Source organism: Acinetobacter sp. 1542444 (genome assembly GCF_000581835.1).
In the GTDB taxonomy this organism is placed as follows: domain Bacteria; phylum Pseudomonadota; class Gammaproteobacteria; order Pseudomonadales; family Moraxellaceae; genus Acinetobacter; species Acinetobacter pittii.
The window spans coordinates 985,930-1,005,998 of sequence record NZ_JEYA01000001.1; the positions used below are offsets into that span (position 1 = coordinate 985,930).

At 38.8% G+C, this 20,069-nt stretch carries 14 protein-coding genes; 9 read left to right on the forward strand and 5 right to left on the reverse strand.

Going from position 1 to position 20,069, the window contains the following annotated elements; all coding sequences use genetic code 11:
- Positions 1 to 37: 37 nt before the first annotated feature.
- The 9 genes from J580_RS08890 (at position 38) to accC (ending at position 13,686) form a co-directional block, all read left to right on the forward strand.
- Entirely contained in the window at positions 38 to 1,678 is a 1,641-nt protein-coding gene (locus J580_RS08890; RefSeq protein ID WP_081403603.1) for an IucA/IucC family protein, read from the forward strand.
- A 3-nt stretch (positions 1,679 to 1,681) separates the two neighbouring features.
- Positions 1,682 to 2,887, forward strand: coding sequence for an MFS transporter (locus J580_RS08895; RefSeq protein WP_005073856.1), 1,206 nt, complete (start codon positions 1,682 to 1,684; stop codon positions 2,885 to 2,887).
- Positions 2,884 to 6,411 carry an IucA/IucC family protein gene (locus J580_RS08900; RefSeq protein ID WP_032003846.1) on the forward strand — a complete coding sequence of 1,176 codons (3,528 nt, stop codon included), beginning with the start codon at positions 2,884 to 2,886 and terminating at the stop codon, positions 6,409 to 6,411. The genes J580_RS08895 and J580_RS08900 overlap by 4 nt, the downstream gene beginning before the upstream one ends.
- Entirely contained in the window at positions 6,404 to 7,177 is a 774-nt protein-coding gene (locus tag J580_RS08905; RefSeq protein WP_032003848.1) for an HpcH/HpaI aldolase family protein, read from the forward strand. Before J580_RS08900 ends, J580_RS08905 begins: the two co-directional genes overlap by 8 nt.
- A gap of 153 nt (positions 7,178 to 7,330) precedes the next feature.
- Positions 7,331 to 9,580 carry a TonB-dependent receptor gene (locus tag J580_RS08910; protein WP_032003849.1) on the forward strand — a complete coding sequence of 750 codons (2,250 nt, stop codon included), beginning with the start codon at positions 7,331 to 7,333 and terminating at the stop codon, positions 9,578 to 9,580.
- 267 nt (positions 9,581 to 9,847) lie between these two features.
- The gene (locus tag J580_RS08915; protein ID WP_032003851.1) at positions 9,848 to 11,173 is read left to right on the forward strand and encodes a Y-family DNA polymerase; all 1,326 of its coding nucleotides are present in this window, start codon (positions 9,848 to 9,850) and stop codon (positions 11,171 to 11,173) included.
- 235 nt (positions 11,174 to 11,408) lie between these two features.
- Complete coding sequence (aroQ, locus tag J580_RS08920; RefSeq protein ID WP_002115614.1) at positions 11,409 to 11,864, forward strand: type II 3-dehydroquinate dehydratase; 456 nt, start codon at positions 11,409 to 11,411, stop codon at positions 11,862 to 11,864.
- 17 nt (positions 11,865 to 11,881) lie between these two features.
- The gene (gene accB, locus J580_RS08925) at positions 11,882 to 12,301 is read left to right on the forward strand and encodes an acetyl-CoA carboxylase biotin carboxyl carrier protein (RefSeq protein ID WP_000354611.1); all 420 of its coding nucleotides are present in this window, start codon (positions 11,882 to 11,884) and stop codon (positions 12,299 to 12,301) included.
- 17 nt (positions 12,302 to 12,318) lie between these two features.
- Positions 12,319 to 13,686: an acetyl-CoA carboxylase biotin carboxylase subunit gene (gene accC, locus J580_RS08930; RefSeq protein WP_002115704.1), complete on the forward strand. Its 1,368-nt coding sequence runs from the start codon at positions 12,319 to 12,321 to the stop codon at positions 13,684 to 13,686.
- A 47-nt stretch (positions 13,687 to 13,733) separates the two neighbouring features.
- Here accC and J580_RS08935 read toward each other — a convergent pair whose 3' ends face one another.
- The 5 genes from J580_RS08935 to J580_RS08955 all read right to left on the reverse strand — a co-directional run.
- Positions 13,734 to 14,237 carry a hypothetical protein gene (locus J580_RS08935; protein ID WP_002115710.1) on the reverse strand — a complete coding sequence of 168 codons (504 nt, stop codon included), beginning with the start codon at positions 14,235 to 14,237 and terminating at the stop codon, positions 13,734 to 13,736.
- A gap of 155 nt (positions 14,238 to 14,392) precedes the next feature.
- On the reverse strand, positions 14,393 to 15,559 hold the full coding sequence (locus J580_RS08940) for an MFS transporter (RefSeq protein WP_212750311.1): 1,167 nt from the start codon (positions 15,557 to 15,559) through the stop codon (positions 14,393 to 14,395).
- A 554-nt stretch (positions 15,560 to 16,113) separates the two neighbouring features.
- Positions 16,114 to 17,142, reverse strand: a complete 1,029-nt coding sequence (locus J580_RS08945; RefSeq protein ID WP_032003854.1) for a spore coat U domain-containing protein — start codon at positions 17,140 to 17,142, stop codon at positions 16,114 to 16,116.
- Complete coding sequence (locus tag J580_RS08950) at positions 17,133 to 19,592, reverse strand: fimbria/pilus outer membrane usher protein (RefSeq protein WP_032003856.1); 2,460 nt, start codon at positions 19,590 to 19,592, stop codon at positions 17,133 to 17,135. The genes J580_RS08945 and J580_RS08950 overlap by 10 nt, the downstream gene beginning before the upstream one ends.
- A gap of 9 nt (positions 19,593 to 19,601) precedes the next feature.
- Positions 19,602 to 20,069: molecular chaperone (locus J580_RS08955; protein ID WP_032003857.1), on the reverse strand; the 468-nt coding region annotated here is incomplete at its 5' end.

The following is a 20,069-nucleotide window of genomic DNA, read 5'->3' on the forward strand; positions in this document are numbered from 1 at the left end:
CACAGCACAACTACAAAAAACGATAGATGCACTCTACATGGAGAATTATGGAGATTTTAGAGATCATATTTCCTATAAAAAGCCTTATCTGGCAATTACTCTCAATGATGAGTTGGAACTCTATTTCAGCTGTTTAAAAGTAGATGGTGTAAATCCTTTCTATGTTACCCAACCCGAAGTTTTGCTTCATAACGTCTTAAACAATACAACGTTTGAAATTTCTATTTCTGAAGTTTTTAACTATTTAACCCAAGCAAATTGGTGGCCATCGCCACACCATCAAAAAGCGATTAATTATTGGCTCGACAACTTAGTGACAGCTGAAAAAATTCCTCAAATTTTACAGTCAGTCCTTTCATTTTCTTCACCTTTAATCAAAAGCGAGTTGCTATCACTGGTAGCTGATCGTCCATTTCATCCGTTCGCTCACTCAAAAGGTGAACTTGCCCCACTCACAACTCAAAAAGAAATTGAGGTGTACTGGTGGGCATTTAAGAAGGACGACGTCATCAACAATATGAAGTCGATTCCTCACAAAGAGCTTCTGTTATCAGAAGTTGAGGAAAGTCTTATTGCTGACAAAATGGCTCAGCTTTCAGATGATTACTTAGCCCTGCCTTTGTTAGAGACGCAACATCGCTATTTAAAGTTTGAAGAAAATAAGTACGACGGTATTGACCTAAACCATGTCACCACAATTGGTTTACCGACTTCTTCTTTAAGAACTCTTATTCACAACACAAACCCGACTCTGCATTTAAAACTTTCAACCAATGCCAAAACATTAGGTGCAATCCGCTCTATGCCAGGCCGTTATTTAATGAATGGTCATACGGCTTATGATTTTTTAAATGACGTCATTAATGAAACTGCTTTATTAAAAAATCGTCTCTTTTTGAGTAATGAAACACATTGGTGGGTACTCGGTAAACAAGAGCCGATTGTAAAAAATTTAGGGGTGATTGGCTGCCAAGTCCGACATTTACCGGATATTTGCCGAGACCAAAACGTTACTCCAATCACTATGTCAGCTTTAAGCTGTACGTATGTTGACCCTTGGGAAGCTTTAGGCGTTGAAGGTGACAAATGGTCATTACTAAAAGACTTAAGTGTTCATTTTATTCAAACATTCTTAACGCTTTGGGCGAAAGGCATCATGCCTGAATGCCACGGGCAAAACACCATGGTGTGTTATGAAAATAATAAGTTTAAATGCTTTATTTTACGTGACCACGATACCTTAAGAATATGTACCACAGCCATTGAAGAAAGTGGTTTTACACCTCCGGTTTATACCATCGATACCAGCACACCAAACAATCTTATCTTTACTAAAAATGAAGACTTATTTAATTACTTCATTACCCTAGGGATTCAAATTAACCTCTACCCGATTGCTTTAGCTACTTTGAAATATACGGATCGTACAGAAAGCGATTTCTGGGAGATGGTTCAAGACATTATTCATGATTTTGTAGAAACGCAACCCATTTCAGAACAAACAAAATCGCAAATTCAAACTTATCTTTTTGACAATAAGACTTGGCCATTCAAACAGCTACTTACGCCTTTACTTGCGCAAGAAAGCGACTCAACAGGCATGCCAAGTAAAATCGGAAGTACGCCAAACCCTTATCACAGCTTATCTGTTTCTAGCTATGAGACCATGGATATCTAAATCATGCGCTCATCTCGCCTAGATCATTTCATTATTTTGCTCTGTCAGTTTTTTTCTACTTTCGGGCTCATGGTGCTTATTCCGATCATGCCGCTCTATATGGAAAAACTGACGGCGCATATGAGTGCTCCCACTATCTGGGCAGGTTTGGCACTCGCGGCTCCGGCTATTGGCAGCTTATTTACAGCACCGATTGTTGGCCACCTATCCGACACATTCGGCCATAAAAAAGCCTTGTTACTTTCTCTGGCTGGTTTCTGTATTTCAATACTGCTCATGGCGAGCGCCCAGCATTTATACCTGTTTATTTTCGCGCGAATTTTACTCGGTTTTTGCGGTCTTTCTGTGATTTTAAATGCCTATGTTTCATATCTTTCTAATGAACAACAACGTGGTGCCGCTTTTGGGCAACTACAAAGTAGTGTTGCGCTCGCTTGCCTATGTGGTCCCGTGCTCGGCGGGATATTTATGGATCAATGGCGGGTTGAAGTATTACTCAACGCGACAGCATTTGTTGTGATGACACTCATTGTGATTGCGTCATTTGTATTAACCAATCCCGTTAAAACCGAAACCACAAAAACCAAAGAGAAATCTAAGCTTCCAGCTTTCTTTGATAGAACGATTTTTTCATGGTTAAGCGCCGGCATTTTGGTTCAAGCGGGCGGCTTTGGTTTGGTGTCATGCTTTGTTTTATACATTAGTGAAATAAGCCAAAGCACTCACTCATCGTTATCTGCTGCGAGTTTAACGGGAACAATTCATGCGCTTTCATGGGGAGCAGCATTTATTGCTGCAACCTATTGGGGAAAAAGAAATGATGATAAAGGAGATTCTTTTAATAACTTCATTTACGCATCTTTAATTTGCGGCATCACGATTTTCGCATTGATCTGGGTTTCTAATCTCTGGCTGATTCTTGTATTACGACTCATACAAGGCTTCTGCTTTGCAGCCCTTATTCCTTCGATCTTGCACACAATTTCTCTAAAAGCCGGCGCTCAAAGCCAAGGAAAAGTGATTGGTATTTCTAACAGTGCCTTTGTCTTAGGACAACTTATTGGCCCAATCACGATCACGCTCACCTACTCATTTTTCAATATTACTGCTGCATTAATCTGCACCTCACTATTTTTTATCGGTGCGGGATTAGTGGTGATTTTGAACAGATTCTTAATGGATACAATTTTAGAAGAGGCACAAGAATGAACTCAATTATTACAACCGATGCATGGTCTTATAAACTTTTCGAACAGTACCTGAATACTTTCTTTCGTGAACTCAAAGTAAATCTTGAAAAGCATATTATCCCAGCTCAAGATTCTCCTTTATTCACACTGTATGCAGAGTGCCCAGACACCCTGTATTTTACTTATACTTTTAATGCATCTAACACGATTGTTTATGGTGCAGTTCAGCATCTATCCACCACTGGTTATCATAGATATCAACGTGGTTTTATTCTGCAAAATTTAAACGACAATACATTTGACTCGCTCACCGACCCAAAAAAATTAGTGAAGCTGATTACAGATGAGTTGAATAGTTTATTTAAAGATAAAAACCAAAATAAGAACCTGTACTCCGATATTGCCAATAGTATCGAAAATACAAAATTCTTTTTAGAAAATAGGCCTTCCCAAACAGTAACTAAAGCGTTAAGTGGTTTTCAGGCAACCGAACAAGGCATGTTATATGGTCACCCTTTTCATGTGACCTCTAAAGCCAATTTAGGTTTTTCTAAAGAAGACATGAAAAAGTATAGCCCTGAGTTAGGCGCAAGTTTCCAACTTCATTACTTTGCAATTCATTCTTCTTTAATCCAAAAGCTTGTAAGTGAAGAACAGTCTTCTCACTGTATTGAAGATGAAGTTTTAGAAACAGCAAAAGAACGTTTACAAGAGAAATTCACAAATTATGAGCTCATGCCAACCCACCCTTGGCAAGCTAATTTCTTACTTCAACATCCATCTTTGAAGAAATATTTAGATAGCCAAGACGTGATCTATCTGGGAGCTTTAGGTCAAACCGTATGGCCGACCTCATCCGTTCGTACAGTGTGGTTACCTCAATCGAATCTATTCTTAAAGCTATCAATTGATGTACGAATTACCAGTTTCATTCGTAATAACCCAATGGATGAAATGGAACGCGCGATTGATGCGAGCAAAATTATTATTAATCAAAAGATTAATGAGCAATATCCAGACCTTGTGTTTCTGCCGGAGTTAGAGGCAAAAACAGTCAAAATTCCAGAGCTTGAGAGTTCATTTGGTATTCTTTATAGAGCAGGACTCACGCCAGAGACATTAGAAAATACCAGAATGCTCGGTGGCTTGGTTGAAGAAAATGAAAACCATGAAATCCCGCTTTTAAGCATTATTCAGCAAGCGGCACCCAACCAAAATCTACAATCGAAAGACGCGAAAGACTTCATTACTTTCTGGTGGAAACAGTACGTTAAAGTTTCACTCATTCCATTAATTGAGTTGTTTGCAAACAAAGGCATTAGCGTAGAAGCGCACATGCAAAATAGTTTAATGGAATTTAAAAACGGCTATCCACATCGCCTTATTCTTCGAGACATGGAAGGCATTAGCATTGTTCCAGAAATGATAGAAGATGACTCATCTATTTCTGAAGATAGTACCGTTTGGTTCTCGCAGAAAGATGCATGGATCTTTTTAAAATATTACCTCGTGATCAATCACATTGCTCATCTCATCAGTGCAATTGCACGAGTTACGGCCATTGAAGAATCTGAGCTTTGGCAAGCCACACGCCTTACGCTCACGCAAGAAAATTTTAGCGCCAAAGGCCAGCAATATCGCGATTTATTAATTAATTCACTCACATTACCAATTAAGGCAAATATGTTAAATACGCTCTACCACAGTGGTGGCAATCCTATCTGGATTGAAGTTGAAAACCCTATTTATAAATATCGCGGCGCAGAAGCACTTTGCCCTCTTCAACCAACACAACAAACCGATTATAAAACCCTCGCGGAAAATCGCGTGATGGGCCAATTATTAGAAGCACTCATTTTTGAAAATACTTTTAAATACGAGTTTTCTAAAGGTCAGATCAAGTTTTATATTTCCGATACTATTTTTTATACCTGTGCGGCCAAACGACATTTCAGTTTTAAACGCATTAAGTTAGATCCTTCAAGTTTAGTCCGTTCTGATATTACTTTAGGCACTGAAACTCACCCTAACTTAAAAACATTACTTGCCGATCTAAAAAATATTATTGAAGCTGACCCAGTTAAATGGCAAAACTTTAATGATGAACTCAATTTAACTTACGTTAAACATGCGCAAACTTTAAGCCAAGCCCCTGCTCAACCTTTAAGAACCTTGCCTTATTTAGAACAAGAAGCACGAATTACCAATGCACATTTATATCACCCAAGTTTTAAGTCTCGTATCGGCTTCGATTTAAAAGAAAACCAGAAATATGCACCCGAGCTTTCTGAAGGTTTTACGGTTCAATGGGTGGCGACTCACAACAGCTTATGCAAACTGGTTTTAAGTGAAACGATTAATCTAGAGCAGCTTTATAAACAGCATTTTTCAGAAAAAGATCTACAAGCCATTACTGATCAATTGAAAGAGCAAAATGTAGATTTTAAAGATTATATCCTCACCCCAATTCACCCGTGGCAGTGGGATAAAATTATTGAATTATATTATCAAGATGCGATTAGCAACCAACTGATCATCCCGTTAGATATTGAAGGACCGACTTATTTACCGCAGCAGTCGATTCGAACCTTATCAAATATTAGTGATATCTCGGCGCTTTCTCTTAAATTGGCAATGAACTTGGTCAATACTTCTACCTCTCGTGTATTGGCACCGCATACCGTTCAAAATGCGGCGAAAATGAGTGACTGGCTTTATAACATTGTTGAGCAAGACCATATTTTAGAAAAACAGCGCAAGCCTGTTATTTTAAGAGAGATTGGCGGTCTTTCAGTTAACCAGCAAATTGCGCTACCTGTTCAATACGGCGCACTCGCTTGCATTTGGCGCGAAAGTATTTACAGCTACTTAAAAGAAGGCGAATCGGCAACGCCAGTAACAGGACTAATGCAACTCGATACAGACCAAAAACCGCTGATTGATGAGTGGATTCAAGAGTACGGTATCGAGTTCTGGTTAGAAAAATTACTCACCAATGCTTATTTACCAATCATGCATATTTTGTGGTGTCACGGCCTCGCTTTAGAGTCACATGCACAAAACATGGTACTGATTCATAAAAATGGCTTACCCGTTAAAGCGGCTTTGAAAGATTTCCATGATGGAATTCGTTTTAGCCGTCATCTTTTACGTGAGCCGAACCTTTTACCTAACTTACAAGATGCGCCAAAAGAGCACGCCAAGATTAACCCGAACTCGTTCTTGGAAACCCACTCTCCAAATGAGTTAAGAGACTTTACTCAAGATGCACTTTGGTTTGTAAATTTGGCCGAGTTAGCAATTTTCTTAAATGAACATTATGACTTCGATGAAATGAAATTCTGGACCATGTTAAGAACCATTATTAATCAGCATAAAGAAACTCACCCAGAGTTTGCCGAGCGATATGAATTGTTTAACTTTACAGATGACACCATCGATATTGAACAACTCGCAAGCCGCCGTTTCCTTCCGGAAATTCGCTTAAGAGTACAAACCACGCCGAACCCGCTCAGCCTTATTAAGGAAATTGAATATGAATAAGCATTCGATTTCTTTTAAGAAACGAATAGCAAATGGCGAGACGCTCTACGGAATCTTTTGTTCCGTAGCTTCTCCGATTAATGTCGAGCAAATGGCACTTGCGGGCTACAACTTTATTATTATCGACTTGGAACATACTTTATTTAGTACGTCTCAAGTCGAGACCATGATTTTAGCTGCTAGAGCCATGAGTCTTGATGTCTTTGTGAGGGTGTCGTTAAACGCCAACCATTTAGTTTTACCTCTGCTCGATGCAGGGGTAACGGGTATTGTTTTTCCACGTATAGAAAATGCTCAGCAAGCACAAGAAGCCGTGAACTATTGTCACTATATGCCGCTTGGTCAAAGAGGACTCAACTCGACAAGGTTAAATCGATATGGCATAGATGATTTAGCTAGTTTTGTTCAACACGCAGCAAACGAAACGGTTGTCGTTGCCATGATAGAAAGCTTAGAAGGACTAGAACAACTAGATGAAATATTAAAAGTTGAAGGTATTGATATTATTCTGGAAGGTGCTGCCGACCTTTCCCAATCAATGGGAATGCCATGGCAATCTAGTCATCCAAAAGTGAAAGAAAAAGTTCAAGAGATGTATGCAAAGACTAAAAATAGTCAAAAGCATTTCTGTGCTATTCCTCGACAACCTGAAGATATTGCAGCGTGGAAACAACAATCCGTTCAGCTTTTTGTACTCGGTGATGACCGCAGCATTATTCGCCGTGCTCATCAAAATCATTTGAATTCTTATAAAGAAATCTCATAAATTTTCAGTTGTGTAGAGCGATGGGTGCACCTTCCTCTACACAACAATTAATAAAAATAAATTTTATTATTTTTTGTCCAACAACGATATTGTGAATTACAATCATTCTCACTTATAATTCGACAAATTTAAAATCACTCTCAGGGCGAGACAATGGGAAATAAGATAAAAAGTCACAAACTTTTTACGAGGAAGTCTGAAGTAAAAAATATCATTCCACTCCTTTCACTTGGTGGGGCCATCTTTCTCTCAAACTCGGCCTTTGCAGCCTCAACCTCTGAGACAACAGATGTTGAAAAAAAGCCTGAGGCACTTCCTACAATTACAATTACCGCTTCACGTGCAGATGAACTTTCTACTTCTGCCAAGCAAGTGACCAAGCTAGATGAAAAACAAATTGAACTTTTAAGAAATGGTTCATCTGGAAGTATTGCGACTGTTTTAGCAAAAGCCGTACCGGGTTTATCCGATTCAAGCCGAACCATTACCGATTACGGTCAAACTTTACGTGGCCGTAATGCCCTCATCTTGGTCGATGGCGTACCAATGAACCTTACACGTGACACATCACGCGGACTTTCAGCAATTGACCCTGAAAGCATTGCCAACATTGAAGTGATTCGAGGCAGCAACGCAATTTATGGTGGCGGTGCTTCTGGCGGTATTATTTCAATTACCACAAAAGCTGCGGGTGGCGAACCTACAGCAAAAACAGTCGTTGGGCTTCAAACACCTTTAACAAATTTCCGTTCTAATGCTTTAAGTGGCGATATTCATCAATATTTCACAGGCAGCTTTAACGCTTTTGACTATGCACTCGACTTTGGTTACCAACGTATTGGTAGCCCGTACGATGCAAGTGGTGACCGTGTTGCACCTGAACCTAGTCAGGGCGATTTATATGATGCCGATGCTTACAGCGTAGGTGGTAAACTTGGTTATCATATTGATGACAATCAATACTTACAATTTGCTGCAAACTACTATAATGCCGAGCAAGACTCAGATTATGCATCTGACACAAGTGTTAAGAATACCCCTGCCGGAACTGTACCAGCCAAAGCCATTAAAGGCTTAAAGCTTAAAGACCAGACTAAAAACGAAAACCAAATCTACAATTTAACCTATAACCATAAAGACTTTTTTGGCAATAAAGTTGATGCTCAAATTTATTACCGTGACTTCTTTACCCGTTTTTCACCATTTGACGCACGTGTTGCTCCAGGTAAAGTCAGCCCACGTGGTGGACAAGTGGATCAGGTTTATCAAGAAAATAACGTACTCGGTAGCCGCTTAACTGTGACCACACCGCTTGAGTTTTTAGGTGATACATCCCTAGTTTGGGGTGGTGACTTTAGCCGCGAAAAAAGCGAAATGCCTTTAGATATTTTCGATCCTGATATTTATGATCAATCTGGTGGCTTAGAGTTTGTAAAAATTGGCAAACTTATTTATTTACCTGAACTTACCACGCAAAGTTTGGGTGGCTTTGTACAGTTAAAACACCGCTTTAATGACCAATGGTCAGCAGAAGCTGGTACGCGTTATGAAGACAGCTATGCCCAAATTGATAGCTTTGTTCCATTATCACAATTAGGTAAGCCTAACCCTTACACCGTTGAGGGCGGAAAAGTAAAAGCTGATGCATGGTTATACAATGCTAATGTGACTTTCTCTCCAAATGATCAACACTCGATTTATGCATCATTCAACCAAGGTTTCCAGTTGCCTGATGTCGGTGTAGTCATTCGCAATGCCAGCACAGGTTTTAACCTTGGTTCGTCATTCTTAGAACCTGTAAAAGTTGATAACTATGAGTTAGGCTGGAAAGGAAACTTCAATAACTTCTCTTCAAGTTTAGCTGTATTCCACTCTACTTCTGACCTTGGCGCTGTGCAACCAGTAAGTAATAGTTTGGATATGACTAGAACGAAAGAGAAAGTCACTGGTGTTGAAGCAACTTTTGACTATCTTGACGATTCCAATGTTTGGGGAACTGGTGGTAGCGTTACTTGGATGAAAGGCCGTGAAAAACCGCAAAACGGTACCGAACAAGACATGACAGGCTTCCGTATTCCACCATTAAAACTCACAGCTTACGTTTCTTATAGTCCAACTGAAACTTGGACGAATCGTCTACAAGCTACTTACTTCGGTTCAGAAGATTACCGCTTAAACGGTGTAAATAGTTTTGGTCGCTATGATGTAAAAACTTATACAACAGCAGATTTAATCAGTAGCTTTGCGCTTAACAAAAAAGACACTGTGACGATTGGTTTAGAGAACATGTTTAACCGCAAGTACTATCCTCTCTATAGCCAATTATTAAGATCGGGTAATAATACGAGCCATTTAGTGGCAAATGGTGCAACGCTGAAAGTTTCTTATAGCCATAAGTGGTAATCAAAAACTGACATTGAATGTGTCACAAAAAGGAGATCCATGCGATCTCCTTTTTTTATTAAAAATATTAATTCTTTATCTATTTTTTCCATGGTTAACCTAAGTTAAACCCACAGAACCACCCTAGTATTCTGCTAAAAATTTTGTTAACTTGATTTTGTTACATATTCAAGATGCAACTTTTTCATCAAATACTTCCTCCCACTGTGTTTATGAAAACAATATCAATATGTAGTTTTACCAATATTCTTAATGGGGCAAATCATAATGGAAATCTCACACCGCGAAATTTACGCGCTCGTAGACATTAATAACTGCTATGTGAGTTGTGAGCGGCTATTTAATCCCAAACTTATTGGCCTACCAGTCGTAGTACTTTCTAACAACGACGGCTGTGTTGTATCACGTAGTGAAGAAGCAAAAAATATGGGTATCAAAATGGGTATTCCATGGTATCAGATCGAACAAGAAGCTCTTCAAGCAGGTGTACACGTCTATTCAAGCAACTACACTTTATATGCTGAAATGTCACGTCGCTTTTTTTCAGTTCTTGGTGAGTTTTTCTCGCCCGATGATTTAGAAGCTTATTCTATAGATGAATGTTTTATTCGTCTTACCCCTTACCTTCAATCTCTAGATATTCATTCTTATTGTGTCAAAGTCGTAGAAACCTTAGAAGAATGGCTAAGCTTACCTTGTTGTATTGGCATCGGATATTCAAAAACTCAAGCAAAATTAGCCAATCACTATGCTAAAAAAATTAGAAGCTTTAATAGAATTTGTAATTTCACCACTTTAGATCCTCTGCTTCTTGAAGACCTCATGCAACACACATCAGTTAAAGAAGTCTGGGGAATTGGCTACCAATTAGTCAAACAATTACGTAGCTATGAGATTTATTCATGCTTAGACTTAACTTTTGCCAATGAGCATCATCTAGCAAAAGCTTTTTCTGTGGTTATGGCACGTACCATTCGTGAGCTAAAAGGCCAATCCTGTATTCAACTCGACGATCCTGCTATTGTCACCAAACGAATTTTAGCATCACGCAGTTTTGCTCAAGCTTTGTCCAGCATTGAAATTATTAAGCAAGCACTTATTTTTCATCTTAACCGAGCTCATCGCCGTTTAATGAAACAAGAACAGCTGTGCGCCTGCGTTCAGGTCATGCTTTATGAAAAAATAGATAAACCACCTTATAAAAAAGCGTCTTCTCAAGCGATAGGCTTAAATTATGCCACAGATGATTTATGCATATTAACAAAAGCAGCCATGCAGCAAATTGATGTTTTATATAAAGAAAATAAAAAATACATTAAGATTGGAGTTTTATTTTGTGGGTTGCATCCCCGCCAACATCACATTGATGATTTATGGCAACCTCTTGAGTTGATTCAGCAAAGACAACAATTAATGCAAACACTTAGCACAGTTCGTAACCGATTCGGTAGTCACTATTTACAAGTCGGTTATCATTCCCGTAATCCATCTTGGCACATGAAACAATGCCACCGTTCAAAAAATTATCTAACTCGATGGAATGAGCTATTAGTGATTGGAGAGAACTCTATAGCCGTTACACAAAATACATGAACTGTTTTTGTCAATTCAGTTTAAAATAAGCTCCATTAAATTACTTGAAATTTTGTCATTTTTTAACATTGCTAAATCATCGCAAAATTTACAATATATAAGCCGAATTTGGTATACCCTTTCTGCGACGATGAAAACAAATTATAAAAAAATTGTAGAAACATATGCCATAATAAGCAAACTTTGCAGACATCTTGCAAAGAATATTTGCAACTTTAGAGCTGGAGCAATCTGAATGAGTTCGACCATTTTGGTGATTCATGGACCGAATTTGAATTTGCTGGGAAAACGCGAACCAGAAGTATATGGTCATCTTACCTTAGATGATATTAACCAACAACTTATTAGCCAAGCTCAACAAGCTTCAATCACATTAGATACTTTTCAAAGCAACTGGGAAGGTGCCATTGTTGATCGTATTCATCAGGCACAAACTGAAGGCGTAAAACTTATTATTATTAACCCTGCTGCCCTCACCCACACTTCAGTTGCTCTACGTGATGCCCTACTTGGCGTTGCGATTCCATTCATTGAAGTTCATTTGTCTAATGTCCATGCAAGAGAGGCATTCAGACATCATTCTTATTTATCTGATAAAGCAATTGGCGTGATTTGTGGTCTAGGTGCAAAAGGCTATCGTTTTGCGCTCGATTACGCTATTGAAAAAATTCAACCATCTAACCCAAACTAGTTTAGGAATAGTCGCCCATGGATATCCGCAAAATTAAGAAACTCATCGATTTAATGATTGAGTCTGACTTGCAAGCGATCGAAGTTAAAGAAGGTGATCAATCAATCGCTTTAACTCGTCGCAATCCTGTCGTTGCTGCGGCTGGGGTAGCACTTCCGGCTGCTCCTGTTGCAGAAGCACCAGTTGCAAAAACACCGCGTGGAGCAGTTGAAACTTCTCCAATGGTTGGCGTGTTCTACGCTGCTCCAAGCCCAGGTGAAGCACCATTTGTTAAAGTAGGCCAAACAGTATCTGCTGGTGAAACTTTGGGTATTATTGAAGCAATGAAAATCATGAACCCAATTGAAGCAACTCAAAGTGGCGTGATTGAAGAAATTTTAGTGAAAAATGGTGAAGTTATCCAATTCGGTCAACCTTTATTCCGTTATCGCGCGTAATTACCCCGGGGACGTCTATGTTGCAAAAAGTTTTAATTGCAAACCGTGGTGAAATCGCTTTACGTATTACCCGGGCTTGTAAAACATTAGGAATCAAGACTGTTGGTATCTATTCAGATGCCGACAAGGATTTGATGCATTTACGTTTTGTTGATGAAGCAGTATGTATTGGTCCGGGCGCAAGTAGTGATAGCTATTTAAATATCCCGGCAATTATTACTGCTGCAGAAATTACCGGTGCTGATGCTATTCACCCGGGTTATGGTTTCCTTTCAGAAAATGCTGAGTTTGCTGAAATTGTAGAAAGCTCAGGCTTTACTTTTATTGGTCCACGTCCAGAACATATCCGCCTTATGGGGAATAAAGTTTCTGCGATTGTTGCCATGAAAAAAGCTGGCGTACCTACTGTACCAGGTTGCGACCATGCAGTAACCATCCACAATGCCTTGGCAGAAGCGAAAGAAATCGGCTTCCCGCTTATTGTTAAAGCGGCTTCTGGTGGTGGTGGTCGTGGTATGCGTATTGTTGAGCGTGTAGATACACTACTTGAATCAGTTCAAGCAGCGCAGCGCGATGCAGAAATGTGGTTCGGTGATGATACCGTTTACATGGAACGCTTCTTACAAAAACCTCGCCATGTCGAAGTTCAAGTTCTTGGTGATGGTAATGGTCATGCAATTCATTTATATGACCGCGACTGTTCATTACAACGTCGCCATCAAAAAGTACTAGAAGAAGCACCTGCACCAAACCTACCAGAGCAAGCTCGAGCTGATATTTTAGAAGCTTGTGTTCATGCATGTCAGTTGATGCAGTATCGTGGTGCTGGTACGTTTGAATTCTTATTTGAAGACGGTGAATTCTTCTTCATTGAAATGAATACTCGTGTTCAGGTAGAGCACCCTGTAACTGAAATGGTTACTGGTGTCGATATTATTGAACAACAGTTACGTATTGCTGGTGGCCTAGGACTAGAGCTTCAACAAGAAGATATCAAAGTTCAAGGACATGCAATTGAATGCCGTATCAATGCAGAAGATCCTACAACCTTCTTACCTTCACCAGGTAAAATTGAAAGTTTCTATGCGCCAGGCGGCGCTGGTATTCGTTTAGATTCTCATATCTACCCAGAATACAGCATTCCACCTTACTATGACTCTATGATTGCTAAATTGATTTCTCATGGTAAAGACCGTGAAACTTCAATTGCTCGTATGCGTCAAGCGTTAGATGAAATGATCCTTACAGGAATTAAAACAAATATTCCTCTACATAAAGATCTTATTTTGCAAGATAAGAGCTTCTGCTCTCAAGCAATGGATATCCATTACCTTGAAAAACACTTGTTAAAGCAAGTCGAAGAAAAGAAAGCTGAAACTGCATAATAAAAAAAGCCTCTTATTTTTAAGAGGCTTTTTTTATATCTATAATTTTATGGTAATACCCGACGTAAAGTCGCAAAGCACTGCTCACCTTTAGCTGTTGAACAGAAATTGATTGTATGGTCGTTTTTCCATTGTACAAAATACTGTGAGACATCACCTGTTTGGTCTTGTTTCTGACCAGAACAATCTACTTTATTATTGTCAAATTTAATTTGCATTACTAAAGCGGCTAGCTGCTCTTTAGGGTCATCAGATGGTTGATATTCATAAATACCATAAGACCATTCCTGACCGCTTTTGATCACTACATCATTACTACTACGAAAGTTATAATATTCCACACATTTCTTATTATTTGGAATTTCCATTCCCCATAATCCCATAATTTCAGGGCGCGTAACAATACGTATAGCATTAGGATTACTTGCGGTCCGAACGGGTTGTTCAGCTGGCTGTTGAGTAGCCGTTTCTGCCACAGCTAAACCAGAACAAGCCCACAATAATCCAATAATATAAATATTTTTCATAGATTTATTAATCATTAAACGCATGAAGTTAAGTTAGCATATTTTTTGACAAAATCACTGCTCCATAACCATATAAAAACAATATTTTTCAACTGTAACGTGTCACAACAAGTCATCAAACAATTTTATATTTACTTGCTTTTTTCAATATAAATTCTTTGTTTTGCATGATCTCAAGCTTAGGTAGTTGAAGAATCGACTTGTTTCGGAAGCCACTTTACAAAGCACAAACCTAAGAGCACAACCACGCTGGCACACATAAAGATGAGTTCACCAGAAAGAATTTTCCAGAAATGCCCAGCCAGAACACTACCGAAAGCTACACCTAACCCCCACATGGTACTATAAAGTGCTTGTCCACGCCCTTGCTGTCCAGCAGAAAAGTTTTGAAAAATAACTCTCATTGCGATCAAGTGAAATAAACCAAAACTAAAGGCATGTAAGCACTGCGCAAAAAGTTGACCAATAAAATAATGTGAAAATACTGCAACTAGCATCCAACGTATGCTCGTCACTAGCAGACACACTATCACTAAGCTGCGCCACGAAAAACGTTGAAAAATCTTTGAGGCAATTGAAAACATAAAAATTTCAGCAAAAACGCCCATGGCCCATAAAAATCCAATTTCAGTCGTACTGAAATTCAAAGATTTCAGAAAATTACTATAAAAACTATAAAAAGGCGCATGTGAAAAAAGTAGAATAAATTCAATTGCAAAAAATGTAGCCACTGTTGGGCGCTTAAGAACAGGAAGTAAAGGTTCTAAATATTTTTGGGAAGTAGGCGCGCTATCAGGTTCGCGGATTGTGAAAGACCAAATAAACGCTAGAGACGCGATAATTAATAGTAAAATTGGGAGCATTGAAATATGCACTATTTCTAAAATAGCCCCAATAGTGAATACCCCAACGATAAACCCAACCGATCCCCACTTACGAATTTTGCCGTAGAGTTTAGCTTTTTGATCACCCAACCAAAATAAAGTCACTCCCTCAAATTGAGCTAAAATCGCATTTTGAAAGAAACTAAAAATAAGCATAAGCAAAGCAACTGATTGAAAAGTATTTGGCACTATAAAAATAGCCAACCATATACATGACTCCATCCAAGTTGCTACCCGAACAAGCAACATCCGCTTACCAGATTTATCAGCAATCCAACCCCAAACTAAAGGCGCAAAAAAACGAGTTACAATCGCAATTGATGATAAAACACCAATTTCTTGATAATTAAACCCTTGATCTTGAAGATATAAATTCCAATACGGCATGTATGTGCCCACGATGGAATAGTAAAAGAAGTAGAATCCACCAAGTCGAGTTTGGATAGTAAGTGGTTGAAACAATTTATAAACCTTTGTATTTTCGTGAGGTTAAAATTCGGGATAGCTGTCACGCATGTAGCCATTTGTCTTTAGTACTACTAAGCATCCACAAATTTCGATTCGTAGATTCACCGAATAAAATACAATTAAACATATCAGAGCATCTCAGCCTTTCAATTTTAACACTTTGTTTTCCAATACAAATCATTAAATTATTGAGAATCGACTTATCTCTATAAGTATTTTTTATTGATAAGAAAGAATAAATAAAGAAAAGAGAACTGTAATTTAATTTGTACAATCTGTTAACTTGTGTAAAAATACATTTAATATTCATAAGGTATATATTTATCAGATGTTTTTTCTTATTTTTTTAATTTGTCTTTTTCTGTTTTTACTCATCCTAAAACAACATTACCGCTAACTACCTATCACCCCTACCTTTTGTTTAAAAAAACCTATCTGCCTCTTTTAAATTAGAACAATTAAACACCAAATTTATAGACCACTTTTTAAATGCTAAGTGTTCAACTCAAATCCAAAAAATATACTCAACATAAAATTCCAATAAATTCTTAATAAGTTACTGTAACAACTATCGCATCTGAGTAATTACCCGGAGCTGTTGAAATAGTGGTACCTTGCGGAATTTTTCCATAGACATTTGTACCCTGAGAATTGCCCGAACCTGTTTTAGAAACACCTCCAGAACCTCCAACTGCGCTTACACCACCAGTAGTATCCCATACCGCGCTATAATTCGAGTTCTGATATAACTGATACTGAATGTACTGACCACTACTATTTGTCATCTGCCTAAAGCCACCAGCAATACGGTTATTTCCATCCCCCAAATAAATACTATATGGCAGTCCATTATTACAGGTCGTATTTACCACTCCTTGAGCTGTATAATCACGAGTAGTCTTACCAATATCATTAATGTTTCCAAAATCGACATTTGATGTTGAATCTATTTGACACAAACTTGGCACAACATAATTAGCAGTTATAGTGGTATTACCCGAGTCCCAACCTCCACCACTATCACCCTCACACACAGTGCTAGAGCTTGCTTGCATGTCCCAAAATAGCTGAACGGTACCAGTATAGGTTCCTTTAGGGTATGCCATGAGCGACCCTGTACGGGCTGGCACTTTTATATTTACAGAGTAACTAATAACATTATTTGAAGCGACTGTTCTTACTGGACCATACCAGACATTCGAATTTTGATTGGTGGTAGAAGACCCAGCCCCACCTACAGTGGCAGTTACCGTATAGGGTAATGAAACACTGTTAATTGCATTTGTGGTTCCCGTAAATACGGTTTTCATACACATATAACCTGAAATTTCTGGTGTTGTACGCCCCCCATAACAACGTATTGTTCCCGTGTATGTCAGAACTGCATCATTGTTAATTGTTGCGGCAGTGTATGTATATGTACCAGAAGTTGTCCCTGTAGGTGTGCAACTTGCATGGGCAGAGTTAAAAAATGTAAAGATCAGGCATAGCAAGCTCATTCCCAAAAAATATTTCAGGATAAATGAAAGACCTTTAAAAGTTGTCGGCTGGTTAAAGCTAGCAATATTTATCGACATACATAAGGCCCCAATTTTTTAGCACTGTATTGCTTATTTTTATACGCAAAATCAACTTGGCATGAGCCATGATCTAGAAGATCGACTTCAAGTTTGTTTTGCTTTAATAGGTTTGGAATAAATACTTCACCGTCATACCCAACCATCCCATTTTGCTGACCATTAATTCGAACGGTATAACCTGGCATTAACGGTGAGTTATTTTGATCAACCAGTTTCACTAATCCAGAAATGACCTGATGAGCACCGAAGTCGACCAAAGTTCCTTGACGGTAACCCACAAACGCTGTCTGATTCGTAGAGCTAACTTCCCACTCTAAAGGTAAATATGATGGGTCTAGGTAGATATGATGAGACATATAGGGTCTTAAATTTGCAATTAAGAATCGGCCAGACTTATCGGTCGCACCTAAATTAACACCACCATTTAAAATTTGGCTTTGTGGTCCAGCATTGGTTACGACCGCATAGCCGTCTCCAATTTCATTGGCCGCAAAGATGCGTCCCGCCGCAGCAACCAATGAACCTGTTGCTGAAAGTGCAACCTGATCGTTGTCGCCAAATCGGTTATAGCGTCCCGTCAGGTAAGCTGCTCGGGCACGGTAAGAGGCATAAATCGATGCATTGTTTTCTTTTGCATCCTGATCTCGCTCAACATAGCCACCCCAGCCAAATGAACCAATTTGTGGTTCTGACAAACCGAATATTTCTTGGCGATACCGTAGGTTACCGCTGTCACTAGATACACTCGTGATCGCATTCACTTTACTGGACGGGGTATATCTCAGCGCAAAGTAAACTCCATAGTCCTTATGGTTTTCATAATCTTTATAAGCAGATGCATAAAAACCCCAGTTCTTGTCCAGACTTCCACTTAAATTGGTAGACAGTAACTTGTAAGAGTTGTCACTATATTTAATCTGGTTATAGCCCAGATAAACCCCATAACCTGCATAAAAGTTATAGTTAATCCCTGCTCTAAAAATCTCATCTGCCAGTGCGCTGTAGTTCAGGTAGTTCTGTGACTCGGCATTGATCTGGTTATCTTTTAAATATCTCACTTGAGATACACGGGCTAGGTCAAAATAGTTATCAAATACTTTGCGGTAACTGGTGTTAAATGAAATATTTTTACTGATCCGCCCTTCTAAACCCAGCAAGGCAGAATAGCCGTTTTCATCTTTATACTGGCTCACTGCAATGTCAGCATTCATCACCCCAATCCCAAAAACATTCTTGGCAAATCCTGTACCGAGATTCGACAGGCCATCTGTCGAAGCCTCTGCACCACCGCTTAAGGTCAGCGAGTTACTGTAGCCGTATCGGATCGCACCTGAGACAAAGGTGGCATCATCATAATCGTTTGAATAGAGTCCATAGTTGTAGCGTGGAATACCGACATCTACTGAAAACTCATTTATGCCTTTTGCCAGAATCTTGGATGAAAAATAGTACGGCTTTTTGGTAATGCTCTGCTGTCCCGTTGCATCGGTAGTCACAAGGGTGACTTCATTTCCTGAAATAAATGGAAGCTGTTTAATATCAAAGGGACCAGATGGCACTAGACCTGAATAAATCTTTTGCTGGTTGACGTATAAATCCAGTGTTGAAGGCAATGCTGCCGAGCCGGAGAATTGTGGGAGTGCCGAGGTGACAATATCACCGCGTTGACTATAAGCACTCGACCACTGGAAACCCGCAAGACGGACACTGCTTCCCCAGTCTGGGCTATTAGAAATAAAGTCCCCTAGGGTATATATCCTGATCTTTTCAGGGTCGACATATTGCCACTTAGTTTCCAGTCGTACCCACTTTTCATGGCTATAACTATTTTCATTACTACCGTTATATAAAACGCCTGATGAGAAGTTACCAATTGCGCTATTAAAGATCCCTTCTGCCGAACCAGAGAAAACATTCTCATCATTGGTCATAGTCTGATACAGGCTGTAGTTCAGAATAGCCGCGTTTAAGGGCTTCATCTTTAGCAAACGTGGGCTAGTGACCTGCTGGCCATTTAAGTCAACTGAGTAACCCGTTAACATATTCGACGGAACTTTTAAGTTTAAAGACTGCTCATTTTCGAGATATTTAAACTGGATTCCGTTTAGATCGTTGATACATACCCACTGGTTATCTGGGATATGTTCATCCATTTTTAGTCTTAAAGTTTTTAAGGCACTAGAACGAATATATAGTTTTCCATCCTTAGATTGCTTTACAGCAACCAAATCTTCAGAAGCATTTGAGTTAATCGAAATATTTAAAAATAGATGAATGAAATTAAGATCTTGCTCCTGCTCATTCGTTCCTACGTGTTTATATTTATTATCGTTACCAACAGATTTAGGAACACTCGGAACTGCAGTATTCGTATAATCTAGTAACTGTTCGGCAAAAGAATACGTAGGAAAATACGCAACACATAAGACACCTATAATGTATTTCATATAAGCCTCTTAAAGTGTGGTTTTCTTACCATTAACTGTTAGAGATACGCTGTATTTATGATTTGGTTGATAGGTAAAGTTACTAATCGAGTAACTTTTCGACTTCTCCGCAAGAATATAACCATTCACAGTATTTACTTTAATGGGATAACTTTTATTCGCTGTTGTATCTACAAGCGTTAAAGTATTTAACAACGCATGTCGGTTACCTATATTGCTAATATTTAAAGAAGGTGTGTTCTGGTTAACATCAATTTTCCAACTCAGTTTGGTAATCGCATCTTTATTTACTACAAATACAGGTAATGATGAGCGAAGTAATACATTTACTCCCTGAGCTGCTTTACGGCTATCAATTGGTTTGGGTAACTCATCAATAATAATACGATAAGTTTTTTCACCAGAAATAGGTTCTGGGTTAATTCTAACTACACGTAAGTTATAAGAGTCACTAGGTTGTAGTTTTAAAAATGGTGG

Coding starts and splice junctions, on each gene's coding strand:
- J580_RS08890 (WP_081403603.1), top strand. CDS start 38: ATGGAGAATTATGGAGATTTTAGAGATCATATTTCCTATAAAAAGCCT.
- J580_RS08895 (WP_005073856.1), top strand. CDS start 1,682: ATGCGCTCATCTCGCCTAGATCATTTCATTATTTTGCTCTGTCAGTTT.
- J580_RS08900 (WP_032003846.1), top strand. CDS start 2,884: ATGAACTCAATTATTACAACCGATGCATGGTCTTATAAACTTTTCGAA.
- J580_RS08905 (WP_032003848.1), top strand. CDS start 6,404: ATGAATAAGCATTCGATTTCTTTTAAGAAACGAATAGCAAATGGCGAG.
- J580_RS08910 (WP_032003849.1), top strand. CDS start 7,331: ATGGGAAATAAGATAAAAAGTCACAAACTTTTTACGAGGAAGTCTGAA.
- J580_RS08915 (WP_032003851.1), top strand. CDS start 9,848: ATGGAAATCTCACACCGCGAAATTTACGCGCTCGTAGACATTAATAAC.
- aroQ (WP_002115614.1), top strand. CDS start 11,409: ATGAGTTCGACCATTTTGGTGATTCATGGACCGAATTTGAATTTGCTG.
- accB (WP_000354611.1), top strand. CDS start 11,882: ATGGATATCCGCAAAATTAAGAAACTCATCGATTTAATGATTGAGTCT.
- accC (WP_002115704.1), top strand. CDS start 12,319: ATGTTGCAAAAAGTTTTAATTGCAAACCGTGGTGAAATCGCTTTACGT.
- J580_RS08935 (WP_002115710.1), bottom strand. CDS start 14,237: ATGCGTTTAATGATTAATAAATCTATGAAAAATATTTATATTATTGGA.
- J580_RS08945 (WP_032003854.1), bottom strand. CDS start 17,142: ATGTCGATAAATATTGCTAGCTTTAACCAGCCGACAACTTTTAAAGGT.
- J580_RS08950 (WP_032003856.1), bottom strand. CDS start 19,592: ATGAAATACATTATAGGTGTCTTATGTGTTGCGTATTTTCCTACGTAT.